The organism is Pseudomonas sp. m6p (assembly GCF_055760375.1).
In genome coordinates this window covers 4,079,962-4,095,684 of sequence record NZ_CM147084.1, presented here as the reverse complement: position 1 = coordinate 4,095,684, position 15,723 = coordinate 4,079,962, and the positions used below count along the sequence as shown (strand labels likewise).

Sequence of the window (15,723 nt, the reverse complement as noted above, 5' to 3'; positions counted from 1 at the left end):
TAGACGATCAAAAGATCGCAGCCTCGTTTCACTCGACAGCTCCTACAGGGGAGCGTTGTGGTCAGACGGCGACTGCGCGCGGCTCACTGCGACGCAGTGCGCGAACCTTCTGCAGCGTATCCGCGCAAGTCCGCGCCGCTTCCTGACCCTTGTGCACGAAGTGCTCGAAGAAGAATTTCTGGTGCTCTTCACCGGCATGGAAGTGATGCGGGGTCAGCGATACCGAGAACACCGGCACTTCGGTTTCCAGCTGCACCTGCATCAGGCCGCTGACCACTGACTGGGCAACAAACTCGTGACGGTAGATGCCGCCGTCCACGACCAGAGCAGCCGCGACGATGCCGGCATAACGGCCGGTCTTGGCCAGCAACTTGGCGTGCAGAGGCATTTCAAAGGCGCCGCCGACTTCAAAGAAATCGATGTCCGATTCCTGATAACCCTGAACCAGCATTTCGGCGACGAAGCCCTTACGGCTCTGGTCGACGATTTCCTTGTGCCAGCAGGCCTGGATGAACGCAACGCGTTCGCCGTGGGGGTGTTTGCTTTTGCTGTCGATAGCGGTGGGTTGCATGTTCTGACTCCTGTTTGTGTGAAAAACAGGGCGTTATGAATCGAAAGGGATTCAAGGGTACGCACGAGCAGACAAGCGCGCGGGCGGCCCTTTGGCGTCAATCCCGTTCTCTCTTCATCCGGACTATGACCGTCGGCCCCGGAATCACACCGGGTCTGCTGACCTTGTCGTCGTGCGCCGCCAATGCAGTGTCCGTCGTCAAGCGCTCGCGGGCTATGCGCGTTGCGCGCAATTACCGCCGGTGGGGAATTACACCCCGCCCTGAGAACGTTTTTGCCGCCCGTTCTCGGGCGGCGCAGCGTTTTTATCACATATTTTCCGGCCTTGCACAGAACCTGTGGGAGTGTGTTCTCAAGAAGTAATCTGACCTTTTCTCATTCAAGGGTTGATAAAACGGCGCCATGACGGCAGTAATTCACCTTCGAAAAGGGATTTCCCCTGCTGACTCTGAGGCCAGGTTCATGAGCATTATCGATCTTCGCAGCGACACCGTTACCCAACCGACTCCTGCCATGCTCGACGCGATGACGGCGGCGGCCACCGGTGACGATGTGTACGGCGAAGATCCGACGGTCAATCGTCTGGAGGCGGAGCTGGCGAAGCGCCTGGGGTTCGCCGCTGCGCTGTTCGTGCCGACCGGCACCATGAGCAATCTGCTGGGCCTGATGGCGCACTGCGAACGTGGCGACGAATACATCGTCGGCCAGCAGGCGCACACTTATAAGTACGAGGGTGGCGGCGCGGCGGTACTCGGCTCGATCCAGCCGCAGCCGCTGGAAGTGCAGGCCGACGGTTCGCTGGATCTGGAACAGGTCGCGGCAGCGATCAAGCCGGACGACTTCCATTTCGCCCGGACCCGTTTGCTGGCGCTGGAAAACACCATGCAAGGCAAAGTGCTGCCGCTGGAGTATCTGGCCCGCGCCCGGCGCTTCACTCAGGATAAAGGCTTGCAACTGCACCTCGACGGCGCGCGCCTTTACAACGCGGCGGTCAAGCTGGGCGTCGATGCACGGGAAATCACTCAGTACTTTGATTCGGTGTCGGTGTGCCTGTCCAAAGGCCTTGGCGCGCCGGTGGGTTCGGTGCTGTGTGGTTCAGCCGAGTTGATCGGCAAGGCCCGCCGCCTGCGCAAAATGGTCGGCGGCGGCATGCGTCAGGCCGGTTTGCTCGCGGCGGCGGGGCTGTATGCGCTGGATCACCACGTCGAGCGTCTGGCGGATGACCATGCCAACGCGCACTATCTGGCCGAAGGCCTGCGCGAGGCCGGGTTCAGCGTCGAGCCGGTGCAGACCAACATGGTCTACGTGCAAATGGGCGACCGTGCCGAAGCGCTCAAGGCGTTTGCCGCCGAGCGCGGGATCAAGTTGAGCGCCGCTGCGCGCTTGCGCATGGTCACGCACATGGACGTCAATCGCTCGCAAATCGAGCAAGTGATCGCGACATTCGTCGAGTTTTCGCGCAAGTGACAGCGTTAGCCGTCCAATTGACCGTTACTATCGTATAAACACGCTGTACCCCGCGCGAAGGGCCGATATAATGCGGCCCTTTGCCGTCGTTTCGTCTGTTGACGTTTCGTACAGGCCTTTGGCCGCAGCCTCCGTGGAAGAACCTAATGAAAAGCGCAGAAATCCGTGAAGCCTTCCTTCGCTTCTTCGAAGAGCAAGGCCACACCCGTGTAGCCTCCAGCTCTTTGATTCCGGGCAACGACCCAACCCTGCTGTTCACCAACGCGGGGATGAACCAGTTCAAGGACTGCTTCCTGGGCCAGGAAAAGCGCGCGTACACCCGCGCAACCAGCAGCCAGAAGTGCGTGCGTGCCGGTGGCAAGAACAGCGACCTGGAAAACGTCGGTTATACCGCTCGGCACCACACCTTCTTCGAAATGCTCGGTAACTTCAGCTTCGGTGACTATTTCAAGCACGACGCGATTACCTTTGCCTGGACCTTCCTGACCGGCGTTCTGAAACTGCCGAAGGAAAAACTCTGGGTCACCGTCTACGCCTCCGACGACGAAGCGTATGACATCTGGACCAAAGAAATCGGTGTGCCGGTCGAGCGCATGATCCGCATTGGCGACAACAAAGGTGCGCCGTACGCGTCCGACAACTTCTGGACCATGGGCGATACCGGCCCGTGCGGCCCGTGCACCGAGATTTTCTACGATCACGGCGACCACATCTGGGGCGGCCCACCGGGTTCGCCGGAAGAAGACGGCGACCGTTACATCGAGATCTGGAACAACGTGTTCATGCAGTTCAACCGCACCGCCGATGGCGTGTTGCATCCGTTGCCAGCGCCGTCGGTCGACACCGGCATGGGCCTGGAGCGGATCAGTGCGGTGATGCAGCACGTCAATTCCAACTACGACATCGACCTGTTCAAGAACCTGCTCAAAGCCTCGGCTGAAGCGATCGGCTGCGAAAACGGCGATCAGTCGTCGCTGAAAGTGGTGTCCGACCACATCCGCTCGTGCGGTTTCCTGATCGCCGACGGCGTACTGCCGTCCAACGAGGGTCGCGGTTACGTGCTGCGCCGGATCATTCGTCGCGCCTGCCGTCACGGCAACAAGCTGGGCGCCACTGGCAGCTTCTTCTACAAGATCGTCGCGGCGCTGGTCGCCGAGATGGGCGAAGCCTTCCCGGAACTGAAGTCGCAGCAGAGCAACATCGAGCGCGTACTCAAGGCCGAAGAAGAGCAGTTCTCCAAGACGCTTGAGCACGGTCTGAAGATCCTCGAACAGGATCTGCTGGAACTCAAAGGCACCGTAGTGCCGGGCGACGTGGTGTTCAAACTCTACGACACCTACGGTTTCCCGATGGACCTGACCGCTGACATCGCTCGCGAGCGTGGCCTGACCGTCGACGAAGTCGGCTTCGAGCGTGAAATGGAAGCCCAGCGCGTGCGTGCGCGTTCGGCCAGCTCGTTCGGTCTGGATTACAACACCCTGGTCAAGGTTGATGTGGCTACCGAGTTCACCGGCTACACCGACACCAGCGGCTCGGCAAAAATCGTCGCTATCTATAAAGATGGCCAGTCGGTCGACGTTTTGAGTGAAGGCGAAGAGGCGGTGATCGTCCTGAACCAGACGCCGTTCTACGCTGAATCCGGCGGCCAGATCGGCGACTGCGGTTTCCTGCAGGCCGGTAACGCACGTTTCGACGTCCGTGACACCACCAAGACCGGCGGCGCGTTCCTGCACCACGGCGTGCTGGATTCCGGCAGCCTGACCATCGGCGCGCCAGTGGAAACCCACGTCGATGCCGAAGTGCGTCACGCGACCTCGCTGAACCACTCCGCGACTCACTTGCTGCACGCTGCGCTGCGTCAGGTGTTGGGCGAGCACGTTCAGCAAAAGGGTTCGTTGGTGGATAGCCAGCGTCTGCGCTTCGACTTCAGCCACTTTGAAGCGATCAAGCCGGAGCAGATCAAAGCGCTGGAAGACATCGTCAACGCCGAGATCCGCAAGAACTCCGCAGTTGAAACTGAAGAAACCGACATCGAAACCGCCAAGCAGAAGGGCGCGATGGCGCTGTTCGGCGAGAAGTACGGCGACAACGTGCGCGTGCTGAGCATGGGCGGCGATTTCTCCGTCGAGCTGTGTGGCGGTATCCACGCCAACCGTACCGGCGACATCGGCCTGCTGAAGATCATCAGCGAAGGCGGTGTGGCATCGGGTGTGCGTCGTATCGAGGCAGTCACCGGTGCTGCGGCACTGGCCTACTTGAACGCTGCAGAAGAACAACTCAAGGAAGCGGCCAACCTGGTCAAGGGCAGCCGCGACAATCTGATCGACAAGCTGTCGGCCGTGCTGGAGCGTAACCGCGCGCTGGAAAAGCAACTCGAGCAGTTGCAGGCCAAGGCCGCCAGCGCTGCAGGCGACGATCTGTCGAACTCGGCAGTCGACGTCAAAGGCGTGAAGGTGCTGGCCGCACGTCTGGATGGTCAGGACGGCAAGGCGCTGCTGGCGCTGGTCGATCAGCTGAAAAACAAACTCGGCCGCGCAGTGATCCTGCTCGGCAGTGTCCATGAGGAAAAGGTCGTACTGGTTGCAGGCGTAACCAAGGACCTGACTGGCCAACTCAAAGCCGGTGATTTGATGAAACAGGCTGCTGCGGCAGTGGGCGGGAAGGGCGGTGGTCGTCCGGACATGGCGCAGGGCGGCGGTGTTGACGCCGGCGCACTGGATGGCGCACTGGCGCTGACCGTTCCATTCGTCGAGCAGGGTTTATAAGACGGCCCGTCGGGCCCGCAGTCTAGTGGCGGGCCCAGCGGCTGTTCGAGTGATTATTGGGCGCCCTTCATGGGCAGAGGCGGCTTTGAAATGGCTTTGATCGTACAGAAATTTGGAGGCACCTCGGTCGGCACTGTCGAGAGAATCGAGCAGGTCGCCGACAAGGTTAAGAAATTCCGCGATGCCGGCGATGACCTGGTGGTTGTGCTGTCTGCAATGAGCGGCGAAACCAACCGTCTGATCGATCTGGCCAAGCAAATCAGTGGCGACGTGCAACCGGTTCCACGTGAGCTGGACGTGATCGTTTCCACCGGTGAGCAGGTGACGATTGCCCTGTTGGCCATGGCGCTGATCAAGCGCGGTGTGCCGGCGGTGTCGTACACCGGTAATCAGGTGCGGATCCTGACGGACAGTGCGCACAATAAAGCGCGTATCTTGCAGATTGATGACCAGAAGATTCGCGGTGATCTGAAAGCAGGTCGCGTGGTGGTTGTCGCCGGTTTCCAGGGCGTCGACGAGCACGGCAACATCACCACCCTCGGTCGTGGCGGTTCCGACACCACGGGCGTGGCACTCGCGGCTGCATTGAAGGCTGACGAGTGCCAGATCTACACCGACGTCGATGGTGTCTACACCACTGACCCGCGCGTGGTGCCAGTCGCTCAGCGTCTGGACAAGATCACCTTCGAAGAGATGCTGGAAATGGCCAGCCTCGGTTCCAAGGTGCTGCAGATCCGTGCGGTGGAATTCGCCGGCAAGTACAACGTTCCGCTGCGCGTACTGCACAGCTTCAAGGAGGGTCCGGGCACCCTCATTACTATTGATGAAGAGGAAACCATGGAACAGCCGATCATTTCCGGCATCGCTTTCAACCGCGATGAAGCCAAGCTGACCATCCGTGGCGTGCCAGACACCCCGGGCGTGGCGTTCAAGATTCTCGGCCCGATCAGTGCCGCGAACATCGAAGTCGACATGATCGTGCAGAACGTCGCGCACGATAACACCACCGACTTCACCTTCACCGTGCACCGCAACGACTACCAGGCCGCACAGACCGTGCTGGAAAACACCGCTCGCGAGATCGGTGCCCGTGAAGTCGTAGGCGATACCAAGATTGCCAAGGTATCGATCGTCGGCGTCGGCATGCGTTCCCACGCAGGCGTGGCCAGCCGCATGTTCGAATCCCTGGCCAAGGAAAGCATCAACATCCAGATGATCTCGACGTCGGAAATCAAGGTTTCCGTGGTGATCGAAGAGAAATACCTGGAACTGGCTGTGCGCGCCCTGCACACGGCTTTCGAACTGGACGCTCCGGCCCGTCAGGGCGAGTAATCCGGTCACCTGAAGGGCGCGGTCTGACCGCGCCCTTTATTTTTTGAATGGCGCGAGCCCCTGAACTGTTCTTTTGCTCGCGCTGGTCAATACTCAGGCATATAGGGCTACGATCGCTCCGGTTGTAGGTCGGGTGCCTTTTTTTTGCAGACTGTTGTCCCTGAAATGAAATGCGTGAGGAGAAAGGTATGCTGATTCTGACTCGTCGGTGCGCAGAAAGCCTGATTATCGGTGATGGCGAAATCACCGTGACCGTGCTCGGCGTCAAAGGAAATCAAGTGCGCATCGGCGTCAACGCCCCGAAAGAGGTTGCCGTGCACCGTGAGGAAATTTACCTGCGTATAAAGAAAGAGAAGGACGAAGAACCAAGCCATTAATTTTTATCGATTTTTATGTTTGCAAACGGGGAAGAAGGTGGTTAATATACGCCCCGTGTTGCGGAGAGCTGGCCGAGTGGCCGAAGGCGCTCCCCTGCTAAGGGAGTACACCTCAAAAGGGTGTCGGGGGTTCGAATCCCCCGTTCTCCGCCATTATTTGCTTAGTACGTTGTAATCTGGCTTTTTCTGTAAGTTGTTGAATTTATTAGAAAAAGTGGTTGGAATAGAGATTAGACGGGCTATAATGCGGCGCAACAAATGCACTCGTAGCTCAGCTGGATAGAGTACTCGGCTACGAACCGAGCGGTCACAGGTTCGAATCCTGTCGAGTGCACCATTTAAGAGTTGTTTATAGCGATATAAAGAACTCGGCTTCAGCCAGTTGTGGTCTGGTCAAAAAACACAAATGCACTCGTAGCTCAGCTGGATAGAGTACTCGGCTACGAACCGAGCGGTCACAGGTTCGAATCCTGTCGAGTGCACCATTTAAGAGTTAGTTGCAGTGATGCAGGTAACTTGGCTTCAGCCAGTTGTGGTCTGGTTTAAAAACACAAAATGCACTCGTAGCTCAGCTGGATAGAGTACTCGGCTACGAACCGAGCGGTCACAGGTTCGAATCCTGTCGAGTGCACCATATTCAAGAAGCCCGCGTTTAACGCGGGCTTTTTGTTGTCTGCGATTTGGTTTTTCCTTTCACGCATCCCCTCTCATCAAAATCGACTTGAGCACTACGGCCTCGTTTCAGGTCATAGCGATAGCTCGTTGTCGACGTTCGAATACTCACCTTGTCCGGTTTGCCGAGGGCGCTCTCGACATCCCGCTGGCTCATTCCGGCGATAACGCGACGATTGATGATCGCTTCGCGGCGCTGCCTGGCATTGATCAGGTTGCCGCATTTGTCCTCCAGACGGCCAACGATGCCCGGTTCACGTCCCTTGATTGTCATACCGGATATTTCTTCGTGATTGTGTTCCGGCATGATCGGCACGACGGAGCCGGGCATGTAAGGGTGAACCTGCTGCACCGAGAGCTGCTCATCGTTGGCACAACTCAGGCTGGTGAAGGTGATGCCGCCGTCGGGCGCTTCGCATCGGTGAAGGGTGGTAGCGGCCCCGGCGGGTGGCAGGCAGAGCAGGCTGGCGACTACAAAACGGGATGTTCTGGATAGCATTCGACGTCCTCCATGACGGTCTACGCTCAAGGGTAGTCGCTACATTTTTCAACGCCGGTGTGTTTTCTTTTCAAGATGAGTCGTCGCATCTGCACGGGTCAGGACAGCACTCAGCTTTGTTGCGCAAGCGCTTGTTTCGACCGCGATTTTTTAACGTTTAAAACCGTCAGGCGGTGTATCATTGCGCCCGTCAGCCCCGCCGGGGCTTATGGAAAACCTCCATGGACTTACCCAGTAGTTACTCAGTAGCCCGTTTCACCAATCATGAATTGACTGATTGATCCTTCCGGCGTGCCCCGCTGCTGGGAGTGGAGTTCGCCTATGTCCGAAATCGAAGTAAAGAAAACACAGGAAAGCCTGCAGGATCGCCTGGCTCAGGTGGTTGAGCTGTTGCAGCGCCAAAAGGTCGTCGAAGACCTGACTCATCGCCAGGAAGGCGCGCACCACGACCGGGTCGAGAACCTGGTTCACCGGCAGAACCTCGTCGAACTGCAACGCAAACTCGATGATCTGCACTCCGCTGACGTTGCCTACATCCTTGAAGCCCTGCCGCTGGACGACCGTCTGACGCTCTGGCAACTGGTCAAGGCTGATCGCGACGGCGACATTCTTCTCGAAGTATCCGATTCCGTTCGTGAAACGCTGATCGCCGACATGGACGATCACGAGCTCCTGGCTGCGGCCAAGGACATGGACGCCGACGAACTTGCTGACCTGGCCTCCGAGCTGCCGCGAGACGTCGTCCATGAGCTGATGGAAACGCTCGACCAGCAGCAACGCGAGCGTGTGCGTTCGGCCTTGTCCTATGACGAGGAGCAGGTCGGTGCGCTGATGGACTTCGAGATGGTGACCATCCGTGAGGACGTCAGCCTCGAAGTGGTTTTGCGTTACCTGCGTCGTCTCAAGGAGCTGCCGGGCCACACCGACAAATTGTTCGTGGTCGATTACGACGGCGTGCTCAAGGGCGTACTGCCGATCAAGCGTCTGCTGGTCAACGACCCCGAGAAGCAGGTGGCTGAAGTCATGGCCAGCGATCCGGTGAGTTTTCACCCGGACGAGGACGCCTATGACGCTGCTCAGGCGTTTGAGCGTTACGACTTGATCTCGGCCCCGGTGGTCGACAAGAACGGCAAGCTGATCGGCCGTCTGACCATCGACGAAATGGTCGACCTGATTCGTGAGGAGAGCGAAAGCGAAGTCCTCAACATGGCGGGTCTGCGCGAAGAGGAAGACATCTTCGCCTCCGTCTGGAAATCCCTGCGCAACCGTTGGGCGTGGCTGGCGATCAACCTGATCACCGCCTTTGTTGCGTCGCGGGTGATTGGTCTTTTCGAAGGCTCGATCGAGAAGCTGGTGGCGCTGGCGGCGCTGATGCCGATCGTGGCGGGTATCGGGGGTAACTCCGGTAACCAGACGATTACCATGATCGTGCGCGCCATGGCGCTGGACCAGGTCAGCACCGGCAACACCTCGCGTCTGATGCGCAAGGAGCTGGCGGTCGCGTTGATCAACGGTCTGGTCTGGGGCGGGGTGATCGGTGTGGTCGCCTACCTGCTTTATGGCAGTTGGTCGCTGGGCGTGGTGATGACGGCAGCGATGACCCTCAACCTGCTGCTCGCGGCGCTGATGGGGGTGTTGATCCCAATGACACTGGCCAAGATGGGCCGCGACCCGGCGATGGGCGCCAGCGTGATGATCACGGCCATGACCGACAGCGGTGGCTTCTTCATCTTCCTGGGGTTGGCGACGATCTTTCTGCTCTGATTCGCCACCATGCAAAAGCCCGCCGAAATGGCGGGCTTTTTTGTGCCTGTGTAGTTATCTGTGCTTGTGTATTGATCTGTGGCGAGGGGATTTATCCCCGATGGGTTGCGCAGCGACCCCGGAAGAGGGCCTGCTGCGCAGTCCATCGGGGATAAATCCCCTCGCCACAAGGTTTACTCGGGGGCAGATTTCAGGCAAAAAAAAGCCAGCACTTAAGCTGGCTTGAGATGTTCGGTGTTACTCAGGACGCGTCTGCGGCCATCTCGGCGTCGTGAGCAATCAGCGACACCAGAGCGTTCTGTTGACGGTGCGACAGCTGACGGAAGCGTTGCAGCAGCTCACGCTCGTGCAGCGACAGCTCCGGACTGTCCAGGCGCATGCTCAGTTCTTCGCCCAGTGCGCCTTCCTGAATAAGACTCTGCTCAAGGCGCGCAATGATTTCGGAGTTCATGCTGCGATGATGATTGCGAGCCACCTCGGCAATGCGTTCACGCATTCCGTCTGGCAGACGTACGACAAACTTGTCAGCCGTACGGCTGGAATAAATTGCCTGTTTCAATGGGCGCATATATTTAACCGGTTAGTTCAGGGGAGCGGTTCTCGGGATTGGCCGCAGGATGTGTGATAGGACAAGCATCCGCGCCAAATGGTTCAACCTGAATTGTTAAGAGGCCCGCATCATGCCTCAAAATTGCCAGATCATTGGCGTCAATTCTGTGACAAATATTGAGCTGGGTAAAGGCGTAATGCCAGCACCAATTATCAGAAATGCGGACTGGTTTGAAAACTTTGCCTTGGCCCGCATCACTGGCCGCTTCCTGTTGCACATCTATTGATGTCCGAAGACGTCAGAACGTGCATGCTATGCGGCTTTCACTCCTTGATCCCTACTTGTACAGGATAGTGGCAATTTGCCGATTTACTAGGGCAAACCCCCATTGGAGGGCGTTTTCAGGATGGATGGCAGGCTTATTTATTTGATGGGACCTTCCGGTTCAGGCAAGGACAGCCTGATCGAGGCCGCGCGTGAGCCATTGCGCCAGTTGAACTGCGAAATCATCCGCAGGGTGATTACCCGATCAGCGGAATCGGTGGGTGAGGATGCCATCGGCGTAACGCCCGAAGAATTCGAACGACGCCAGCAGGTCGGGGATTTCTCGCTTTTCTGGCACGCCAATGGGCTGGCTTATGGCATCCCGGCAGAAATGGATGAACGGTTGCGTGCAGGGCGATCCGTGCTGGTAAATGGCTCACGGGCGAATTTGCGTCAGGCGCATGAGCGGTATCCGACATTGCTGCCGGTGCTGCTGACGGTCAAGGATGAGGTTTTGCGTGAACGCCTGCTCAGGCGCGGCCGGGAAACACCTGAGCAGATTGATGCGAGGCTGGCGCGCAATGCGCAGTTCAAGGATAGAAGGGCCACTGACTTGCCCGTGCATCTGATCGACAACTCGGGCGACCTGACAGCCGCCGTCAAGCAACTGCTGGACTTGATGCGGCTTAACGCAGCACCGGATCAAACTTGATCTTGCGCCCAGCCACCAGGGCCAGCACAAACAACACTACAAACACGCCGCAGCCAATCAGCGGCAGGGTGACTTCGGTTTCCTCGAACAGCGAAAAATGCACAACGCCACTCAATAAGGCGAGGATCAGAAATCCTGCGGCTGATTTGGACATGCTGTACTCCTGAAGATATTTCAAAAAACCAGACGTTCGGTGTCGCGCGCCGGCAGTGCTTGCTCAGGCTCATTGACTGCCTGCGCCGCGAAGTCCCCCTGATCGCTCAGCACCGCCAACTGCGGCGCTCTCTGCACCTGCAAGTAATGCGGCATACGCTGAGCCACCGGCTCAGCACGCTCTGGAACAAAATGAAAACCCACCAAAACCGCGAGGGCGATTGCATTTGCGAGCAGGAGAGTGCTGTTCATGGGGCGGACTCCGTTTGTTCTGTTATACGAACAGACAAAGCACCCGGCGTGCCAACAGTCTAACCGCTGTGAAGTCCTTTAAAAACAAGCATTTGGAAGGGTTTTTAGCAAGTGTCGGGTTGCAATCTGCAATGATGGCTTTTTGCGGTAGTGCAAATTGCACGGTAAATGTTCCCGCAGCATTGCAAGGCGCCTGCCTACACTTAAAAAACCCATGGACGACATGACAAACCAAGGGCTGGCCGTTAACATGCTCGCCGTCCGTCGCGCCGTGTCCGGCCGCGACAACTCAGTGTCTCAGTAGCTCAATTGGATAGAGCATCCCCCTCCTAAGGGGAAGGTTGGCAGTTCGAACCTGCCCTGGGACACCACTATAATCAAAGGGTTGGCGCATTTTTTTTCTGGCTCCCTGATTTTTGTTTCTGATTGGTCCCCACTTTAGTCCCCACTTCTCGATGTGTTCAGAGTTGAGCTATCAGCTTTCCAGTAAAATTGAGCTCATCAACCAATTTCCGAAGCTGATGTCTTGCTCTTCCTCCCTAGCTGTGAAATCGCATCCCCATTGACAAGCCATTTGCACCGCAACTGATCCCCGATTGCATTGGATTTGACCCACATGCTTCGTAAGTATGATCAATGCCGTCTGTGTATGGGGGTAGCCTGAAATCGGCCAGACGCGGGCAGTTGCAGTAGGTTGAAAGCAGCCGCTTCGCCAATTTTCGGGCTATCCACCTTCCGAACTCCAGCATTAAGGGTTTATAGAGCGGCCCATTTCAGGGGCACCGGCGGACTTCGCAATAGAGAGCCCACGTAGCAAAGCAGCTAAGGTTGCTGGCGTTGGTACCTCAGCATTCTTGGGCTCATTCAATCCTTAAGCCTGACTTTCGTTAAGCTGGACAACTATGCATCATCGCGCTTCTAATCGATGATGGCATTTTAATTGTAGAACACTGACCAAGCCAGGAAGGATAGGAAGATGCCGACGAAAACCGCCGAAGATTTTCTCGCCGCGTTAGCGGACGAGCTTGCAATCAGTGAATCACGATACGAGCAGGCGCGCCGTAGTTATGCGTCACTCGGTGACTGGCTCCACCGTTCGGAGTCCACCGTCGTCAAGTACGATCCGCAGGTTTACGTGCAGGGGTCCTTTCGACTGGGTACGGCGATTCGTCCTTTGAATGATGAGGAGGAGTACGACGTCGATTCTGTCTGTTTGCTTCGCACCCTCGGAACGAAGGATCTTACTCAGAGCGAACTGAAAGCGTTGGTTGGCGACGAGATAAAAGCTTACCGTAATGCTCAGAGCATGATTAAGCCCGTTCGCGAAGGGCGCCGCTGCTGGGTACTGGATTATGCGGATGGTGCTCAGTTCCATATGGACATCGTTCCGTCTGTCCCCAACGCAGCCCGCCAGCGTCTGTTGCTTGAAGCTCGTGGATTAGACTTGAAATGGTCTGAGACAGCGATGGTTATCACCGACATCGAGTCGTCTGTATATGAGGTGCTCTCGGATGATTGGCAGCGCTCGAATCCGAAAGGATATGCCGAGTGGTTCAGGCAGCGGATGGGCGAACAATTCGAACGTCGTAGGCGGGCGCTGGCGGAGTCGATCAAAGCTAGCGTAGAGGATATTCCGGACTACAGAATTAGGACGCCTCTCCAGTCTGCCATCATGATCTTGAAGCGCCACCGTGACGGTATGTTTGAAGGGCGGTATGACGAGCGCCCCATTTCGATCATCATCACCACGCTTGCCGCTCATGCTTACAACGGTGAAGAAAAGATCGCCGATGCTCTCTACTCGATCCTTTCGCGAATGGACCAGTTCGTTGAGCATGATGGACACCATTGCATCATTCGTAACCCTTCCGACCCTCTCGAAAACTTTGCAGATAAGTGGCCTCAGCATCCTGAGCGGGAAGCAGCGTTCTTTGAGTGGCTGCGGCAGGCCCGCCAAGACTTCGAAACACTTGCGGGCCAGGTCGAAAGGCGTCGCTTGATCGAAAGCATCCAGCCCCGGATGGGAGCCGTGGCTGAAAGAGCTGCCATGCGTCTCGAACCACCTCCCGGAACCATGCTACATCCCGCCACAGCCGCGGCCGTAGTGGGTGCTGCAGCAGCTAGCGCTCCGGTATTTCCGAACACTCGACGGGAGCCAACTTCGCCTAGGGGGTTTGCTTGATTTGGTGGGCGGAGGAGCCCGGCCGTGCGCAGTCCGAGCGTGCCGCAGTGTCGGACTTGGCAGATCAGAACCCTTGGCTCATGACTGTAACATGGCGTCTTGCGGCTGACTTGCAGATCGCTGCTGACTTCGATCTGCAAGTGGGGGAGCGGATCATTCCGCTGACACTCACCTACCCTGAATTTTTTCCAGATACACCCCCTTCGGTTGTTCCGCGGGATGGAGTTCGATTGTCGGGACATCAATACGGTGCCGCCGGTGAGCTCTGTTTGCAGTACCGTCCCGACAATTGGATGCCAGAAGTCACGGGCGCCATGATGATTGAAAGTGCTTATCGCTTGCTGTCATCCGAACAGTTAACCGGTGAACCTGCACTATCAGAGCACCGAACCCTTCCGGCTCAGCGAGCAAGAAACGCAGTGTTTCGCTTCCTCTACTCGCGGAACGCATGGGCCGGCTTGTTGATGGTCGAAGAGGGGCATGTGGTAGAGGCTGAAGTTCAGGAGCACTCTTACGCCGGCGTTTATGCGGCCCAGCTTGCACGTATCGGTTCTGCGGACGCTTCTCTCTGGAGCGAACCGAAGAGGCGCGGTTACGGGGCAAGCTCGTTAGCGGGTAAGGTGGTCCGTTTGCCTGATGGCGGGTCAGTCGGATGTCGGACGCTTGATGATCTGGTGGTGCTCCTTAAACGCCATGGCTTTGAATCTTTGGTCGCCGAGCTAATGCAAGCGCCTGGGTTCATGATGGTAATTATCTTTGATGGCGCTAGCATATTGGTCTCAATGGTCTTCGGCGACGTTGGATCCCGGAAGCTCATCAACTACGACCAAGTCTTTGCTGAGCTGGATGGCGTTCGCCTCGATCCTGAGTACGTTCGGCTCAAAGCCGCGAAAGTCGCAGTTGTCGGCTGTGGTTCCGTCGGATCTAAAGTCGCTGTGCACCTTGCCCGATCAGGAGTCGGACGGTTTGTACTCGTAGATGCAGATGTGCTTGCTTCGGGCAACTTGGTTCGAAACGAACTCGACTGGCGGGCGGTTGGTATGCATAAGTCAAAAGCCTTGGCAGCCCGGCTTCAGGAAGTCAGCACTGATTGCGAAGTTCTCAGTCGCACTACAGTCTTGGGGGGGCAGGAAAGTGGTGAGGCAACTTCTGCGACGATGGAGTACATCGCAGACTGTGATTTGATTATTGATGCCAGCGCCGATCCGGGGGTCTTCAATCTATGCGCGTCCATTGCACGTAGGGCGAAGAAACAGATGTGCTGGGCGCAAGTATTCGGTGGCGGCGCTGGTGGCATTATTGTTCGCCTACGACCAGGGATAGATCCGACTCCTCTCGCAGCCCGGCAACGGCTCGAAGCCTGGTATTCGAATCAGGGGGTCGAGTGGCCTGAGGACGGCGCCTCACAGCCTTACTCGGAGGTTGGCGGTGCAGGGGTGCCTTTGATAGCTGATGACGCAGATGTTTCTGTTGTTGCAGCACATTTGTCTCGTTTCGCCATTGATCTTCTTGCCCGCCCCGACTCGACGATTTTCCCTTATTCCGCCTACCTCATCGGAATGGCTGAGAGATGGATATTCTCCGCGCCCTTCGACGTACGACCAATCGACCTCGGTGCAAGCGATGGGTGGGACACAGAACAGCAGGCAGGTGATCCCGAGGCTCTCAAGCAATTGCTAGCCGACCTGCTGCCCGGAGCAGGCGATGCGGGTTGAGATCTCGGAACCCGTCAAGGACAAGTTGCGTAGGGCGCTCAGAGCCGCTGGTAGCCGGGAAATCGGTGGGGTACTCATGGGCGAGCAGATCGCGCCAGGTCATTTTCGGGTCGTCGATTTGTCGATTGATAGCGAGACTGGCGGACGGGCTCATTTTGTACGTAGCTCAGAGGCCCATGCCGACGCTCTAAGCGCTTTCTTTCGCGAGACGGGACATCAATATGATCGATTTAACTACTTGGGAGAGTGGCACTCCCATCCTCGGTTTTCGGTGACGCCGAGCACTCAGGACATTACCTCAATGATCGATCTGGTTGAGGGGGAACGGGGAATCGAGTTCGCTGTGTTGCTGATCGTCAGGTTGCACTGGTGGCGCAGGATTTCCTGCTCCTGCTCTCTGTTTTGCCGGAGCACTAACCCTTCGTCAGTCGATATATTGGAGTAATAAA

General features: G+C 57.3%; 15 protein-coding genes, 5 tRNA genes and 1 riboswitch. Of the genes, 15 read left to right on the top strand and 5 right to left on the bottom strand.

Annotation, left to right across the window (positions count from 1 at the left end; translation table 11 throughout):
- Positions 1-61 precede the first annotated feature (61 nt).
- Positions 62-571: a 6,7-dimethyl-8-ribityllumazine synthase gene (locus tag ACYZUM_RS18630; RefSeq protein WP_041066540.1), complete on the bottom strand. Its 510-nt coding sequence runs from the start codon at positions 569-571 to the stop codon at positions 62-64.
- A 101-nt stretch (positions 572-672) separates the two neighbouring features.
- A riboswitch (FMN riboswitch) is annotated at positions 673-844 on the bottom strand.
- Between the two features lie 188 nt (positions 845-1,032).
- Between ACYZUM_RS18630 and ltaE the strand changes: the two genes are divergently transcribed.
- The 8 genes from ltaE (at position 1,033) to ACYZUM_RS18590 (ending at position 7,145) form a co-directional block, all read left to right on the top strand.
- Positions 1,033-2,037 carry a low-specificity L-threonine aldolase gene (ltaE, locus tag ACYZUM_RS18625; protein WP_473060987.1) on the top strand — a complete coding sequence of 335 codons (1,005 nt, stop codon included), beginning with the start codon at positions 1,033-1,035 and terminating at the stop codon, positions 2,035-2,037.
- Between the two features lie 146 nt (positions 2,038-2,183).
- Entirely contained in the window at positions 2,184-4,802 is a 2,619-nt protein-coding gene (gene alaS / locus ACYZUM_RS18620) for an alanine--tRNA ligase (protein WP_473060986.1), read from the top strand.
- Between the two features lie 90 nt (positions 4,803-4,892).
- A complete protein-coding gene (locus tag ACYZUM_RS18615) occupies positions 4,893-6,134 on the top strand; it encodes an aspartate kinase (protein ID WP_025112914.1) in 1,242 nt (413 codons plus the stop codon).
- A gap of 188 nt (positions 6,135-6,322) precedes the next feature.
- Positions 6,323-6,511 carry a carbon storage regulator CsrA gene (csrA, locus tag ACYZUM_RS18610; protein ID WP_002554426.1) on the top strand — a complete coding sequence of 63 codons (189 nt, stop codon included), beginning with the start codon at positions 6,323-6,325 and terminating at the stop codon, positions 6,509-6,511.
- Positions 6,512-6,573: 62 nt separating this feature from the next.
- Positions 6,574-6,664 (top strand) — tRNA-Ser (locus ACYZUM_RS18605).
- Positions 6,665-6,771: 107 nt separating this feature from the next.
- Positions 6,772-6,848: transfer RNA gene (locus ACYZUM_RS18600), tRNA-Arg, on the top strand.
- Positions 6,849-6,919: 71 nt separating this feature from the next.
- Positions 6,920-6,996, top strand: a tRNA-Arg gene (locus ACYZUM_RS18595).
- Positions 6,997-7,068: 72 nt separating this feature from the next.
- Positions 7,069-7,145 (top strand) — tRNA-Arg (locus tag ACYZUM_RS18590).
- Between the two features lie 18 nt (positions 7,146-7,163).
- Here the strand turns inward: ACYZUM_RS18590 and ACYZUM_RS18585 are convergent.
- Positions 7,164-7,682 (bottom strand): cell envelope protein SmpA, encoded by a 519-nt coding sequence (locus tag ACYZUM_RS18585; protein WP_473060985.1) that lies wholly within the window; start codon positions 7,680-7,682, stop codon positions 7,164-7,166.
- A gap of 321 nt (positions 7,683-8,003) precedes the next feature.
- Here ACYZUM_RS18585 and mgtE point away from each other — a divergent pair, with 321 nt between their 5' ends.
- Positions 8,004-9,446 carry a magnesium transporter gene (gene mgtE / locus ACYZUM_RS18580; RefSeq protein WP_007963078.1) on the top strand — a complete coding sequence of 481 codons (1,443 nt, stop codon included), beginning with the start codon at positions 8,004-8,006 and terminating at the stop codon, positions 9,444-9,446.
- Positions 9,447-9,687: 241 nt separating this feature from the next.
- On the opposite strand, the gene ACYZUM_RS18575 is transcribed toward mgtE, so the two are convergent.
- Positions 9,688-10,014 (bottom strand): Arc family DNA-binding protein, encoded by a 327-nt coding sequence (locus ACYZUM_RS18575; protein ID WP_003178899.1) that lies wholly within the window; start codon positions 10,012-10,014, stop codon positions 9,688-9,690.
- 112 nt (positions 10,015-10,126) lie between these two features.
- Here ACYZUM_RS18575 and ACYZUM_RS18570 point away from each other — a divergent pair, with 112 nt between their 5' ends.
- Positions 10,127-10,282 (top strand): hypothetical protein, encoded by a 156-nt coding sequence (locus tag ACYZUM_RS18570; protein ID WP_174377054.1) that lies wholly within the window; start codon positions 10,127-10,129, stop codon positions 10,280-10,282.
- Between the two features lie 120 nt (positions 10,283-10,402).
- A complete protein-coding gene (gene phnN / locus ACYZUM_RS18565; protein WP_473060984.1) occupies positions 10,403-10,972 on the top strand; it encodes a phosphonate metabolism protein/1,5-bisphosphokinase (PRPP-forming) PhnN in 570 nt (189 codons plus the stop codon).
- Here phnN and ACYZUM_RS18560 read toward each other — a convergent pair.
- Both ACYZUM_RS18560 and ACYZUM_RS18555 read right to left on the bottom strand, forming a co-directional pair.
- On the bottom strand, positions 10,947-11,126 hold the full coding sequence (locus ACYZUM_RS18560) for a PA3371 family protein (RefSeq protein ID WP_222018608.1): 180 nt from the start codon (positions 11,124-11,126) through the stop codon (positions 10,947-10,949). The two genes, phnN and ACYZUM_RS18560, sit on opposite strands and share 26 nt — an antisense overlap.
- A gap of 20 nt (positions 11,127-11,146) precedes the next feature.
- Positions 11,147-11,377 (bottom strand): hypothetical protein, encoded by a 231-nt coding sequence (locus ACYZUM_RS18555; protein ID WP_145594389.1) that lies wholly within the window; start codon positions 11,375-11,377, stop codon positions 11,147-11,149.
- Positions 11,378-11,671: 294 nt separating this feature from the next.
- On the opposite strand from ACYZUM_RS18555, the gene ACYZUM_RS18550 reads away from it, so the two are divergent.
- From ACYZUM_RS18550 to ACYZUM_RS18535, 4 genes are all read left to right on the top strand, one after another.
- Positions 11,672-11,748: transfer RNA gene (locus ACYZUM_RS18550), tRNA-Arg, on the top strand.
- Positions 11,749-12,353: 605 nt separating this feature from the next.
- On the top strand, positions 12,354-13,559 hold the full coding sequence (locus ACYZUM_RS18545; RefSeq protein ID WP_101155949.1) for a nucleotidyltransferase domain-containing protein: 1,206 nt from the start codon (positions 12,354-12,356) through the stop codon (positions 13,557-13,559).
- Between the two features lie 80 nt (positions 13,560-13,639).
- Positions 13,640-15,274 (top strand): ThiF family adenylyltransferase, encoded by a 1,635-nt coding sequence (locus ACYZUM_RS18540; protein WP_256589672.1) that lies wholly within the window; start codon positions 13,640-13,642, stop codon positions 15,272-15,274.
- Positions 15,264-15,719 (top strand): Mov34/MPN/PAD-1 family protein, encoded by a 456-nt coding sequence (locus ACYZUM_RS18535; protein WP_042552985.1) that lies wholly within the window; start codon positions 15,264-15,266, stop codon positions 15,717-15,719. Before ACYZUM_RS18540 ends, ACYZUM_RS18535 begins: the two co-directional genes overlap by 11 nt.
- The last annotated feature ends 4 nt before the right edge of the window (positions 15,720-15,723 follow it).